This is a genomic window from Streptomyces sp. NPDC091282 (assembly GCF_044757385.1).
GTDB classification, from domain to species: Bacteria; Actinomycetota; Actinomycetes; order Streptomycetales; family Streptomycetaceae; genus Streptomyces; species Streptomyces gramineus.
In genome coordinates, this window is sequence record NZ_JBIVUX010000006.1 from 26,063 (window position 1) to 38,231 (window position 12,169).

Consider the following 12,169-nt stretch of genomic DNA (forward strand, 5'->3'; position numbering starts at 1 on the left):
GGTGACGTCCTGGTGCGGAAGGCACGATGAACGCCGAAGTCTGCACCGGGGGGCCAGCTGGTCACCCGCCACGACAACGAGCGCCATGAGCATCGCGGCCGCCAACCACTCTGATCAGGGATCAAGCGGAAGTGAGGACTGTTCCGCGGCTGGTCCCAGGTAGGTGTACTCGGTGGACCGTGCGATCCCCATGGAGTCCAACTGCTGCCGGAACCGGACCCGGAAGTGGACGTTGTCCCCGAGACCGGGACGCATGCGCAGCAGCTCGTCGGGCTCCTCGAAGCGGACGTCGTATGCGGGTGCGTTCTTGGCGGTACCCGTCTTGACCTTCACCATGCCGCTTTCCCGTAGTTCGGTGATGCGGCCGGAGATGGTGATCTCCTGGTCCCGATCTCTGGTTTCCCGCAATCGCTTCACGTAGCTTCTGCCCTGCTCTGTCAGGCGGGCGCGGCGCAGGCTTCCGTCAGCGCCGTACCAGGTCACACCCAGATCCAGCGCGTATCGGTTCAGCGCCCGGGACACGGTGTCGACCGCGTCGAAGAGCTTCGCCCACTCGCGGATGTCGCGTTCCGACTCAAGGGCGTCGAGCAGCATGGTGAGGGTGCCGAGACCGGTGGAGGCAGCGGACGTGGGAGGCGCGTCGAGGGCGTCGGTCCGGGCGGGCTCGACGGGCGTGGTGACGGGCCGGGCGTGTACGACGGTGCTGCCTGCCGAGATGCCCGTGAGTTCCAGCTGTACCGGCGTACCTGCCGCGGCGGAGATCAGGTGTTCCACGGGTTCGAGAAGTGCGTCGCCCCACTGGAACCGGAGAGCACCGCCCTCCGCGTCCGGCCCGGTCAGTCGCAGTTGGAGTTCCTCTTCGAGCAGGGCGTTCGGTGCGTACTCACGTGCTGCGGCCAGTCGGCTCGCCCGGTGTTCCGCCTCGATCTCCTCGTCGTCCCGTTCCTCGGTTCCCATTGAGTCCAAGAGGCGGGCAGCGCGTTGTGCTTCGGCAGGATCGTCTCTCTGGAGCGCGCGCCTGCGCTCACGCCAGCTGTCGCCGGTCACAGTCGCACCTCCAGATAGCCGCGTGCCGGGGCGGCACTTTCCTCGGATGGTGAGCGGTCGTTCGTGTCCGGCAGTCTGCAGCGCTGCCACCAGTCGTCCCACACACCTCGTTGTGTGAAGTATGTCCGTTCGTCCGCTGTGAAGCGTTCCGGCTCGAAAATGCGCGCAACGGGTTGGTACCCGATGCGAAGCGGTGAGACGCCGAACTTCTCCCGCATCCTGGCCCTGCTCTGGAAAGCCGTGGTCAGCCATTTGGAACCCGGCTTCCCACGTACGGTGCGCTCGGCCCGCGTGTCGATCAGAACGGTCACGTCGATGTTCGCGGGATCGACCTTGGTGCTGACGAAGCTGCCGCCCAGCCACAAGCTGTGGATAAGTGGAATGCCGTCGAGGGCAGCGGCGCAGGTCTCCTCCAGCGTGAGGAACGGGTCGAGGTAGTCGTGCAGGCCGTCCCACAGTTCGGTGCGGGTTGTGGATTCTCCGAACTCGGGGGCGCTGACCAGCATGGACTCCGTCTCGTCGAAGGAGACGGAGTACCGTCCCAGAGGGAGAAATCCGGTCGCGGTGAATGAGGGCAGCACGAGGGGTCCTGTCTGGCGAAAGGGTGATTCATCCTGTCCGGCCGACTCGCGGACTGCGACGGCTTTCAGGAAATCGACCCGTCAACGCGAGTGTCCGGCTGTCGGAACGACCGCAGGCTGACTCCGCCGGATCCGATCGGCAGTCGCGGCAGCGGCCGGGGGCAGGGGCGCGGAAGGGGCGGTCGCAGCCGTCGCAGGTCTGGAACGGGTGTCTGGTTTGCGGGGCCGGTGCGGCTGAAGGCCGGAACGGGGGTGGAGGCGGAAGCTGTGCGGCCAGGCGGTGGGCCAGGAAGGCGGCCGGCCGGATCAGGGGTTCCGTCGGCAGGCCGGCGGTCAGGGCGTGGCGTACGGCGGTGGGGGTGACGTCACGTTCCAGCCAGGCGGCGACCCCGGGGGCCAGCCACTCGGTGTCGGTGGCCGACAGCAGCAGCCGGGAGTCGTGGCGGCGGAGGTCGGCGAGGAGGTCGACGGCCTTCTGGACGAGCGCCGGAGAGGGGCAGGCCGGGCGCGGTACGGAGGGGAGGGCCTTCTCGCGGACCGGCTGCCGCGGTGGCGGCTTCGGCCGGGCCGCGTCCTCGGGGTGCCCGGCGTGGTGGCCGGGGCGGTTGCAGGAGACCGTGCGGGTGACGATCCGGCCGTCCGCGATCCGCTCCCGTTCCCGCCGCAGATAGCCCTCGGCCTCCAGCTCCCGCAGCGCGGCCGCGATACGGTCCCTGCCCTCCGGGAAACGGGTCGCCAGGCTCTTGATGTCCACCCGGGCGCCCTTGGGGAGCGACTGGATGTGCACCCCGAAGCCGATCGCGAGCGCCGACAGGGTCGGGTGCTGCGCCAGGTGGTTGCCGATCACCACGAAGTGGGACGTGTGCCGGGCGTTGTCGTGCACCAGGCCGCCGGACCCCCGATTCGGGTGCTTCTTGGCGGCAACGCGGGGCTCGGCGCACGAGGGCGCGCTAGGGTTTTTCGTATCCATCGGGAAGGTGTTGCTTCCTAGGTGGTCAGGCCCTCGCACTGGGATTGCCGTCCCGGCGGGGGCCGAAGTTTTTTCGCTGCTGTCGCGCCGAGCGTAGGGCACGCAACCTGCACCAAAGCCAGCCGAGTTGGGCATATTCACCCGCGGGAGTGACGCCGGGCGACGGGCGGGAGGGGTGGGCTTGGTGGGGTCCTTTTCCCCCGGTTTCCTTCCTTGGTCAGTGGCGTCCCTGAGCACCGCGGCCCGGGTCTCCGGGCTTCGGTGACACGTCGATCTCGGCCCACACCGTCTTGCGCGGCGACAGTCCGGGCGCCACGCCCCACTTGTCGGCCAGCGCCTCCACCAGCACCAGGCCGCGGCCGGACTCGGCGTCCGGCGCGAGGGGCCCGGTGCGCGGCGGCCGGTCACCGCGGGTGTCCGTCACCTCGATCCGCAGGGTTCCTCCCACGACGTAGAGCGCGAGCCCGAAGTCCCGTCCCGGCACCCGCCCGTGCGTCGCCGCGTTCGCCGCCAGCTCGGCCACGATCTGCCGCGCCGGGTCCAGCGGCAGCCCCCAGGCGCGCAGTTGCTCGGCGGCCAGCAGCCGGGCCAGGCGGGCGCCCCGCGGCGTGGACGAGAGCCGCAGGCTCATGTTGCGGACGGGGGTGGAGATTTCATCGTTCACATCACTCAGCGTGGCCGGGCCTGCATACCGTGACCAGTGACGAAGCCCTTGCGTACGGTGACTGTCCGGACCTTGTCCGGTGCTGTCCCGGCTGTCGGGCGCGGGCGTACGGCACGGAGGGTGTGGGATGAGCGAGGTGGCCGAACCGGGCTGGGAGGTCGACCCGGACGACGACTGGGGCGTGGCGGTCGTCGCCACGGTCGGGCGTCAGCTGAAGCTGCGGCGGGAGGCGGCGGGGCTGCGCGCCGCCGAGTTCGGAGAGGTCGTCGGCTACGGCGAGGACATGGTCTACAAGGTCGAGGGCGGCAAGCGGATCCCCCGCCAGGAGTACCTGAACCGGGCGGACGAGGTCCTGGGCGCGGGTGGTCAGGTCTCGGCGATGTGGGAGGACGTGAAGAGGGTCCGGTACCCGAAGAAGGTACGGGAGTTGGCCAAGCTGGAGGGGCAGGCGGCCGAGATCGGGGTGTACGAGGTCGTCAGCATCAATGGCCTGTTGCAGACGCCTGAACATGCCCGAGCGCTGTTCGAGGCCTGGCAGCCTGCCTACTCGGAGGACGACCTGGAACGCGTGCTGGCAGCGCGCATGGCTCGGCGGTCCATCTTCGAGCGGTCACCGGCACCGGCACTCGGCTTCGTCCTCGAAGAGGCAGCGCTTCGACGCCGCGTCGGCGGCACAATGGTGTGGCGGCAGCAACTCGAACATCTGCTGGAGGTGGGTCGGTTGCGGAACGTCACCCTCCAGGTGATGCCCACGAACGGCGGGGCCCATCCGGGTCTGGGCGGCAGGGTCGAAATCCTGAAGTTCCCCGACGGGACGGCAGTCGGACGTTCGGACGGCGCGTTCAACGGGCGGGCAACCTCTGACCCGAAACAGCTCCACATCCTTGAGCTGCGGTATGGCACCATCCGGGCGCAGGCTCTACCGCCCCAGGAGACACTGGCCCTCATCGAGCACATGCTTGGAGAAACATGATCCGCAAGGCTTCTGCCGGAACCCCCTCCGAGCTGGCGTGGTTCAAGAGCAGTTACAGCAGCGGGCCGGATGGCGACAGTTGCGTCGAAGTGGCCCTGGCCTGGTTCAAGAGCAGCTACAGCGGCGGCAATGACGGAGAGTCCTGCCTCGAAATAGCCCCCACTCCCACCACCATCCACGTCCGCGACTCCAAGTACCGCACGGTCGCCGGTCCCCGGCTCGCCCTCGCGCCCGCCGCCTGGGCACCCTTCGTGGCGTACGCGTCGTCGGTGATCTGAGCGGGACGCCAGGAGCCCCCGGCCGCGACCCACGCGACCAGGGGCTCCCGCACAGCGCAGCGGTCGTCAGACGTTGACGCCGAAGTCCTGGGCGATGCCGACCAGGCCGGACGCGTAGCCCTGGCCCACCGCGCGGAACTTCCACTCCGCGCCGTTGCGGTACAGCTCGCCGAAGACCATCGCGGTCTCCGTCGCCGCGTCCTCGGAGAGGTCGTAGCGGGCGATCTCGGCGCCGCCGGCCTGGTTGACGATCCGGATGTAGGCGTTGCGGACCTGGCCGAAGTTCTGCGAGCGGGTCTCCGCGTCGTAGATCGAGACCGGGAAGACGATCTTGTCGATGTCGGCCGGGAGGGCCGCCAGGTTGACGTTGATCGCCTCGTCGTCGCCGGCGCCTTCACCCGTGCGGTTGTCGCCCGTGTGGACGATCGTGTTGTCCGGGGTCTGCTTGTTGTTGAAGAACACGAAGTGGCCGTCGGAGTAGACCTTGCCCTGCGTGTTGACCGCGATCGCCGAGGCGTCGAGGTCGAAGTCCGTGCCGGTGGTCGTGCGGACGTCCCAGCCGAGGCCCACGGTGACGGCGGTCAGGCCCGGAGCCTCCTTGGTGAGCGAGACGTTGCCACCCTTGGACAGGCTTACAGCCATGGTCGGGAGTCCTTTCCCTTGTCTGCGTACGGCCGTGCGGCGTACGGGCTTGAAGCTACAGCTACCCGTATGAACGCCACGAGGGGTACCGAAGGTTCCACCTCGCTTTACTTTCTTTACCGAACGGGTGACGAAGGATAATCGCGTGACGTGTGCCGGTCAGCCGCGCGACCATGGGGACATGTCCGGTCCGTACCTCATCCGCGGCTCCGTCTCGCTCCCCGAGGCCGAGCTCCACTGGCGTTTCTCGCGGTCGTCCGGTCCGGGCGGGCAGCACGTCAACACCAGTGACTCTCAGGTGGAACTGCGCTTCGACCTCGCGAACACCACGGCGCTGCCGCCGGTCTGGAAGGACCGCGCGCTGGCCCGGCTGGCCGGCCGGCTCGTCGACGGCATGGTGGTCGTACGGGCGTCCGAGCACCGTTCGCAGTGGCGCAACCGCGAGACCGCCGCCGTACGCCTCGCGGCCCTCCTCGCCGAGGCCACCGCGCCGCCGCCGAAGCCCCGCACGCCGACCCGTATCCCCCGCGGCATCAACGAACGGCGGCTGCGGGAGAAGAAGCAGCGGTCGGACACCAAACGGGGGCGCTCCGGCCGCGACTGGTCGTAGTCGCCGAGGGCTGATCCACCCGGCGGATCCCCGCCGGGATTTTCCGTTCGCGATCGCACCGCGCCGCGGTTCCGCCTTTCCCTGTGCGCCCGCGGAATGTGTGCCCGAGGGAATGGAAAAACAGACCGCGCGGTTTCATCCGAGCTGCCGGTATCGGCCCCGGAAATACATCAGCGGTCCGCCTTCCGCGCTCGGGAGATCCGCGGACAGGACGCGGCCGATCACCAGAGTGTGGTCGCCGGCGATCACCCGCTGCTCGGTACGGCATTCCAGGGTCGCGAGCGCGCCGCCGACCAGCGGCGCGCCCGTCGCCTCGCCGCGCACGTACGGAATGTCCTCGAAGAGCAGCCGGTCGCTGATGCGGCCCTTCATCGCGAAGCGGCCGGCGATGTGGCGCTGGCTCTCGGTGAGCACGGAGACGGCCCACAGCGGCTGCTCGTCGAGCAGGTCGTCCATGCGGGCGCCGGTACGCAGGCTGACCAGCACCAATGGCGGATCCAGGGACACCGACACGAACGCGGTCGCGGTCATGCCGACGTCCTCGCCCGCCGGTGCCAGCGGGTCGTCGGGATCGAGCGGCGGCTCCTGCGCGGTCACCAGGACCACGCCCGCGGCGAGCCGCGCCAGGGCCGCCTTGAACGCTTCGTTGCTCACCCCCACAGCATGCCCGGTGGCTTCTGCGACGGTGGGAGAGGGAGTCTTCAGCACACCGGAAACGCTAGTGTCGGCCCCTGTGCGCCGACATCGGCCATCCGTCCGAGCCGGGTCCTAGGACCAACGGCGGGGTGCCGAAAGCTCGTAACGTGCATCATGTGCACACACACCCAAAGGCTGTGTTCGGTAAACGCACGGGGAAAACGCAGAAACTCCACGCAATTGCTCATCTTCTGCTGTGACTTGAGTCACAAGGGGCATTAATTGTTGACCCTGTGTACCGAGTGGGCAGCGCGCTGTGATTCAGTGGCGGGGAAAAGTAGCGCCGAAGCAGACCCTTGATTCGCTGCGAGGTCTCGGGGGGAGGGCGAACATGGAGACCGAGTCGGAACCCTACGTCCGTCTTGCGTCCCTGCGACAACTGCATCAGGTCATGGCCGACATGAACACGGCCCGCAGTCTGGCGGACACGTTGCAGACGGTCGCCGACGGTGTGATCACCGCCCTCGGGTTCGAGATGGCGTGCGTGAACCTCGTGCGTCCCGACGGCGACCTCGTGGTCGCGGCCCTCTCCGGCAACTCCGCCGCCGAGGCGCTGATCACCGGCCGCGTCGGCTCCCGCGACTCCTGGGAGCGGCGGCTCGGCATGGGCGAGCGCTGGGGCGACCTCGTCTTCATACCGCACACCGAGGGCTGGGTCCTCGACGACGACGACGTCCCGCAGTGGTACACGGACGGTCCCGCGCCCCGCTTCGAGGACGAGTGGCACCCCTCGGACCGCCTCTTCGCCCCCATGTACACGCCAGGCATATCCGGCAGCTCCTGCGGCGAACTGCTCGGCGTGATCTCCGTGGACCGCCCGCGCAACGGCCGGCATCCCGGCGCCTGGGGCCGCGAGGCCCTGCAGATGTACGCCTTCCAGGCCGCGATCGCCATCAGCAACGCACGGCTGCGGGCGAACATGCAGCGGGCGCTGGTCAGGCTGGAGCGCGAGCAGCAGGCCCTGCGCGCCAGCGAGGAGTCGTTCCGGCAGGCCTTCGAGTACGCCCCCTCCGGCATGGCGATAGCCGAGATGGGCGGCGACCAGCACGGCCGAATACTGCGCACCAACGACGCCCTGTGCCGCCTGCTGGGCCGCCCCGCCTCCGCGATGCGCCGCTACTCCTTCTCCGACCTGGTCCACCCGGAGGACATCGGCACCCTGCTGCGCACCTCCGCGGAGGGCGGCCGCGCCGAGCTCCGCCTGGGCCGCAGGGACGGGACGTACGTCTGGGTCTCGCTCCGCAACTCCGTGGTCGCCGACGCGGCCGACGGGCCCCGCTTCCTCCTCACCCACGTCGAGGACATAGAGGAGCGCAAGCGCCGCGAGCTGCAGCTCGCCCACCGCGCCTCCCACGACTCCCTGACCGGCCTGCCGAACTCCGCCGAGCTGCGCTCCCGGCTCTCCTCCCGGCTCTGCCGCCGCGCCGACACCGACGGCCTGGAGTCCCTGGACGCGGCCTACGGCCACCCGGCCTACGACGTCAACGGCCACGGCTTCGACTTCGCCGCGTCGGCCCAGTCGTACGACGGCTACGACCACCACGTGCACACCGTCGCCCCCGAGGAGGGCCGCGACGACGGTGCCAAGGGGCTCGCGGTGCTCTTCTGCGACCTCGACGGCTTCAAGTCGATCAACGACCGGTTCGGGCACAACGCGGGTGACGCGGTTCTCATCGAGGTCGCGCGCAGGCTCACCCGGGGCGTCCGGGACGGCGACACCGTGGCCCGTCTCGGCGGCGACGAGTTCGTGATCCTCGCCGACGGGCTCGGCAAGGCCGACGCCCAGGACCTGGCGGTTCGGCTGCGCAACGAGATCATCCAGCCGATCCGTGCCGAGGGCCGGGCCGTCCGGGTGGGCGCCAGTTTCGGCATCGGATGGGCGCACTGCGGCATGACGGCGGACGAAGTCCTGAAATCCGCCGACGAGCGGATGTACGTAGAGAAACGATCTCGTCCCAAACAACATCGTCGGGCGGGATGACTCCCAGGTCATCGCGTTGATGCGGTCTGAGTCACCCGTTTGGCTCAGTCAGACCGGGTAGGCTCGACTCTCAATACCTGTACCGCATCCGCCCGCACCTGTTGAGGAGTACCAAGGGATGACGCCCGGCAACAACGGCGCGAGCACGCCCGAGGACGAAGACCCGTTCGGCTACCTGTACGCCGACGGCCAGGCCAGAGGAGCCCAGCCGCCGTCCGGCTCCGGTGGTTACGGCTACCCGAACGCGGTCAGCAGGGTGCGCTCGGTCGGCGAGCGGACCTACGGCGGCCAGCAGCAGGCGCCGCAGGCACCGCCGTACGGTGGTCAGACCATCCCGCAGCAGCAGCCGGGCGCCGGCTACGGCCAGCCGCCGTCCGCGGCCTACCAGGCCCCGGAGACCTTCCCGGGCGGCGCCCCGGCCAGCCGCCAGGCCCCGCAGAACACCGGCCGCGGCCGGGGCCCGAACACCAAGGGCCTGCTGATCGGCGCGATCGCGGTGGTCGCGGCGGTCGTCATAGGCATCAGCGTCGCGATGCTGAACGGCAACGGCGACGACGACAAGGCCGACACCGGCGCCTCGACGTCCCCGACCCAGTCCGAATCCCCCTCCGCGACCCCGTCGAGCACCAGCTCGGTCTCGGCGTCGGGTGACATCTCACCGGTCGACGCCAAGGCCCTGCGCCTGGACGGCGGCGCGAGCCTGGCCTCGGACGTCGAGGGCGCCAAGGCCGAGGGCGGTATCTACGTCACGAACTTCAGCCAGGCCGGCGCCGGCGTCACCTGGACGGTCAACGGCATCCCGTCGGACGGCATCTACACCGTCTTCGCGCACTACAGCGCCGTCAAGGACGCGAGCATGACGCTGTCCATCAACGGCAAGGTGTTCGGCAGCAAGTTCTCGCTGGACAACTACACGCACCAGAACGACCCGGCCAAGGCCTGGACGACCTCGTACACCTACCCCACCCTCACCAAGGGCACCAACACGATCTCCCTGTCCTGCCAGAGCGGAGACAGCTGCGACATCCTGCTGGACCAGCTGTGGGTGAGGCAGGGCAAGCACACGAACAAGGACTAGGTAGTCGTTGTCCCGCCGGTCACCGTGACCTGGTCGAGCAGCTTCTCGTAGGTCGGGCGGTCGAAATCGCCCGCCGCCGGGGATCGTACGGTCGCCGCCGACAAGGCGACGGCCCGTGCCAGGCGGTCCGGCCACGGTAGGTGTTCGATCAGGCCGGAGAGCAGGGCGGCCACCGCCGAGTCGCCCGCGCCGGTCGGGTTGCCGTGTACCGGGGCCGGAGGCGTTGCGTGCCAGCGGCCCTCCGGGGTCACCGCCAGCAGGCCCCGCGGGCCCAGTGAGGCGACCACCGCGCGGGCGCCGCGACGGCGGGCGTCCTGGGTGGCGCGGGCCGGGTCGTGGGAGCCGGTGAGTTCGGCCAGCTCGTCGGCGTTCGGCTTGACCAGGTCCGGGCGGGCGGCCACCCCGCGCCGCAGCGGCTCCCCGCTGGTGTCGAGGAGGACGGGCACGCCGGCGGAACGGGCCGTCTTGATCAGCCCGGCGTACGCACCCACCGGCACTCCCGGCGGCAGGCTGCCGCACAGCGCCACCGCCGAGGCGCCGGGCAGCAACTCCTCGTAATGGCCGAGGAAGGCAGCCCACTCGGCGGCTGCTATCTGCGGGCCCGGCTCGTTCAACTGGGTCGTGTCGCCCGACAGTTCGTCCACGACGGCGATGGTGCGGCGCGTCGGCCCGGCGATCGGCAGCAGCGCGTCCACCACCCCCGCCGACTCCGCGAGCCGCTCCCGCACCGACCGTCCGGTGGCGCCGCCCGCGAAGCCGGTCACCGTCGTCTCGTGCCCGAGCGCGGCCAGCACCCGCGCCACGTTCACGCCCTTGCCGCCCGGCCGTTCGGTCACGTCCGAGACGCGGTGCGAGGTGTGCGGGCGCAGGACACCGACCCGGTAGGTGATGTCGAGAGCGGTGTTCAGCGTGACCGTGAGGATCATCGGCGACCTCCCCCTCGCGCCGTACGTGTCGGGATCCTGATCATGCCAAAGAGACGGCGACCGGCCTAGGGTTCGGGTCTGGTGTGCAGGACCTCGCGGGCCTGTTCCGCGGCTCGGGCGATGCTCTCGCTGACGAAGTCGAGGAAGCGGGCGATGTTCTCCAGGCGGGTGGCGGCCGGGGTGCCGGGGACGAGGACGCCGACGCCCTGCCGGGCGATCTCCACGATCCGGGCGGTGGACCGGGCGCTGGCCATCATCGACTGGTACCAGATGTCGTCGTCGACGACATAGCGCTCGCGGCGGCCCTCGCCCTGTTCCCGCCGGGCGAGGCCCTGGCTCTCCAGGAAGGCGATCGCCTTGGAGACGGACGCCGGGCTGACCTGCAGCCGTTCCACGAGTTCGGCCGCGGTGAGGCTGCCGGTGTCGGCGAGGGTGAGGGAGGCCAGCACCCGGGCCGGCATCGCGGTCATGCCCGACGCCATCATGACGCCGGTCAGCGTCTCCTCGTACGCGCGCACGGCCTCCGGATCGCGCCCGTGGGCGAGTGCCGGCGCCCCGGTGTCCCGGGGCGCGGCCTGCCTGCTGCGATGGGCGCGGCGTTCGGTGGCGCGGTGGGCCTGGTCGGCGCGGTAGCCCGCGGGACCGCCGTTGCGCAGCACCTCTCGGGTGACCGTCGAGGTCGGGCGGTCGAGGCGGCGGGCGATCTCGGCGTAGGCGAGATCGTCGGCCAGCCCCTGCGCGATCTGGCGGCGTTCCTGCTGGGTGAGCCTGCCTCCCGGCATCGCGGTCTCTCCGTCCCTGCCCGTCCGTACCGCTCCCTGTCGCTCCCAGCGTAGCGTTCAACTCCAGTTCATTGCAACGATCGGAGAGGTGCGTTGCATTCATCTCGATGACGAGTGCAACGATATCGAGGCTCTGAGCTGCGTATATCAAGTTTCCGTGCATCAAGTGCGTTGCCGAAGTCGTGAACGCAACGTAGCTTTTCCTTCATCGGAAACAGAGAGCGACAGGAGAGCACGATGCAGAAGTTCGACACCACCGCCCCGGTCTCCGCCGTCCTGGAGATCCCCGCCGGACGGGTCCAGCTCATCGCCGCGGACCGCGCCGACACCACCGTCGAGGTGCGGCCCGCCGACCCCGCCAAGAGTCGTGACGTCAAGGCCGCCGAGGGGGCGCGCGTCAGCTACGCCGACGGTGTCCTGCGGATCGAGGCCGCGGCCTCCGGCGGCAGGCTGCTCGGACCGTCCGGGTCCGTGGAGGTCACCGTCCAGCTGCCCGCCGGCTCCCGCGTCGAGGCCCGCACCTCCGGCGCCGAACTCCGCGGGGTCGGACGCCTCGGTGACCTCGACTTCGAGGGCGCCTACCGCCGGATCAAGATCGACGAGGCCGCCGGGGTCCGCCTCACCGCACTCGACGGCGACGTCGAGATCGGACGGCTGGGCGGTCCCGCGCAGATCAGCACCACCCGGGGTGCCATTCGGATCACCGAGGCGGTGCGCGGCACGGTCGTGCTCCGCACCGAGGACGGCGACATCTCGGTCGGCGCCGCCGCCGGCGTCTCGGCGGTCCTGGACGCCGGAACCGGCTACGGCCGCGTCGCCGACTCCCTCAAGAACGACGGCACCGCCGGACTCGACATCCGCGCCACCACCGCCCGCGGCGACATCACCGCCCGCAGCCTCTGAGAACGCCCGCGACCGCGCACGGGCCCCGCCACCGCATC

At 70.0% G+C, this 12,169-nt stretch carries 14 protein-coding genes; 6 read left to right on the plus strand and 8 right to left on the minus strand.

Annotated elements, in window-relative coordinates; genetic code table 11:
- Positions 1–114: 114 nt before the first annotated feature.
- From ACIQOE_RS27240 to ACIQOE_RS27255, 4 genes are all read right to left on the minus strand, one after another.
- Positions 115–1,047, minus strand: coding sequence for a hypothetical protein (locus ACIQOE_RS27240; protein WP_401414268.1), 933 nt, complete (start codon positions 1,045–1,047; stop codon positions 115–117).
- Positions 1,044–1,628: a DUF6932 family protein gene (locus ACIQOE_RS27245; RefSeq protein ID WP_401414270.1), complete on the minus strand. Its 585-nt coding sequence runs from the start codon at positions 1,626–1,628 to the stop codon at positions 1,044–1,046. The genes ACIQOE_RS27240 and ACIQOE_RS27245 overlap by 4 nt, the downstream gene beginning before the upstream one ends.
- A 28-nt stretch (positions 1,629–1,656) precedes the next feature.
- Positions 1,657–2,598 carry a helix-turn-helix domain-containing protein gene (locus ACIQOE_RS27250; RefSeq protein ID WP_401414272.1) on the minus strand — a complete coding sequence of 314 codons (942 nt, stop codon included), beginning with the start codon at positions 2,596–2,598 and terminating at the stop codon, positions 1,657–1,659.
- Positions 2,599–2,815: 217 nt separating this feature from the next.
- On the minus strand, positions 2,816–3,262 hold the full coding sequence (locus tag ACIQOE_RS27255; RefSeq protein WP_401414274.1) for an ATP-binding protein: 447 nt from the start codon (positions 3,260–3,262) through the stop codon (positions 2,816–2,818).
- A gap of 127 nt (positions 3,263–3,389) precedes the next feature.
- Between ACIQOE_RS27255 and ACIQOE_RS27260 the strand changes: the two genes are divergently transcribed.
- Both ACIQOE_RS27260 and ACIQOE_RS27265 read left to right on the plus strand, forming a co-directional pair.
- Positions 3,390–4,235: a helix-turn-helix transcriptional regulator gene (locus tag ACIQOE_RS27260; RefSeq protein ID WP_351936504.1), complete on the plus strand. Its 846-nt coding sequence runs from the start codon at positions 3,390–3,392 to the stop codon at positions 4,233–4,235.
- Entirely contained in the window at positions 4,232–4,513 is a 282-nt protein-coding gene (locus ACIQOE_RS27265) for a DUF397 domain-containing protein (protein WP_401414276.1), read from the plus strand. The genes ACIQOE_RS27260 and ACIQOE_RS27265 overlap by 4 nt, the downstream gene beginning before the upstream one ends.
- Before the next feature lie 66 nt (positions 4,514–4,579).
- Here ACIQOE_RS27265 and ACIQOE_RS27270 read toward each other — a convergent pair whose 3' ends face one another.
- The gene (locus tag ACIQOE_RS27270; RefSeq protein ID WP_351321485.1) at positions 4,580–5,155 is read right to left on the minus strand and encodes a TerD family protein; all 576 of its coding nucleotides are present in this window, start codon (positions 5,153–5,155) and stop codon (positions 4,580–4,582) included.
- Between the two features lie 181 nt (positions 5,156–5,336).
- Here ACIQOE_RS27270 and arfB point away from each other — a divergent pair, with 181 nt between their 5' ends.
- Positions 5,337–5,765, plus strand: a complete 429-nt coding sequence (gene arfB / locus ACIQOE_RS27275) for an alternative ribosome rescue aminoacyl-tRNA hydrolase ArfB (protein ID WP_351321483.1) — start codon at positions 5,337–5,339, stop codon at positions 5,763–5,765.
- Between the two features lie 135 nt (positions 5,766–5,900).
- Here the strand turns inward: arfB and ACIQOE_RS27280 are convergent, their stop codons facing one another.
- Positions 5,901–6,473 carry a flavin reductase family protein gene (locus ACIQOE_RS27280; protein ID WP_362644916.1) on the minus strand — a complete coding sequence of 191 codons (573 nt, stop codon included), beginning with the start codon at positions 6,471–6,473 and terminating at the stop codon, positions 5,901–5,903.
- Positions 6,474–6,792: 319 nt separating this feature from the next.
- Between ACIQOE_RS27280 and cdgB the strand changes: the two genes are divergently transcribed.
- Entirely contained in the window at positions 6,793–8,442 is a 1,650-nt protein-coding gene (gene cdgB / locus ACIQOE_RS27285) for a diguanylate cyclase CdgB (protein WP_351321479.1), read from the plus strand.
- Between the two features lie 118 nt (positions 8,443–8,560).
- Positions 8,561–9,520 (plus strand): carbohydrate-binding protein, encoded by a 960-nt coding sequence (locus ACIQOE_RS27290; protein WP_401414279.1) that lies wholly within the window; start codon positions 8,561–8,563, stop codon positions 9,518–9,520.
- Here ACIQOE_RS27290 and ACIQOE_RS27295 read toward each other — a convergent pair.
- Both ACIQOE_RS27295 and ACIQOE_RS27300 read right to left on the minus strand, forming a co-directional pair.
- Positions 9,517–10,446: a 1-phosphofructokinase family hexose kinase gene (locus tag ACIQOE_RS27295; protein WP_401414281.1), complete on the minus strand. Its 930-nt coding sequence runs from the start codon at positions 10,444–10,446 to the stop codon at positions 9,517–9,519. The two genes, ACIQOE_RS27290 and ACIQOE_RS27295, sit on opposite strands and share 4 nt — an antisense overlap.
- Before the next feature lie 65 nt (positions 10,447–10,511).
- Positions 10,512–11,228 (minus strand): helix-turn-helix domain-containing protein, encoded by a 717-nt coding sequence (locus ACIQOE_RS27300; RefSeq protein ID WP_401414283.1) that lies wholly within the window; start codon positions 11,226–11,228, stop codon positions 10,512–10,514.
- Positions 11,229–11,465: 237 nt separating this feature from the next.
- Here ACIQOE_RS27300 and ACIQOE_RS27305 point away from each other — a divergent pair, with 237 nt between their 5' ends.
- The gene (locus tag ACIQOE_RS27305) at positions 11,466–12,131 is read left to right on the plus strand and encodes a DUF4097 family beta strand repeat-containing protein (RefSeq protein ID WP_351321471.1); all 666 of its coding nucleotides are present in this window, start codon (positions 11,466–11,468) and stop codon (positions 12,129–12,131) included.
- The last annotated feature ends 38 nt before the right edge of the window (positions 12,132–12,169 follow it).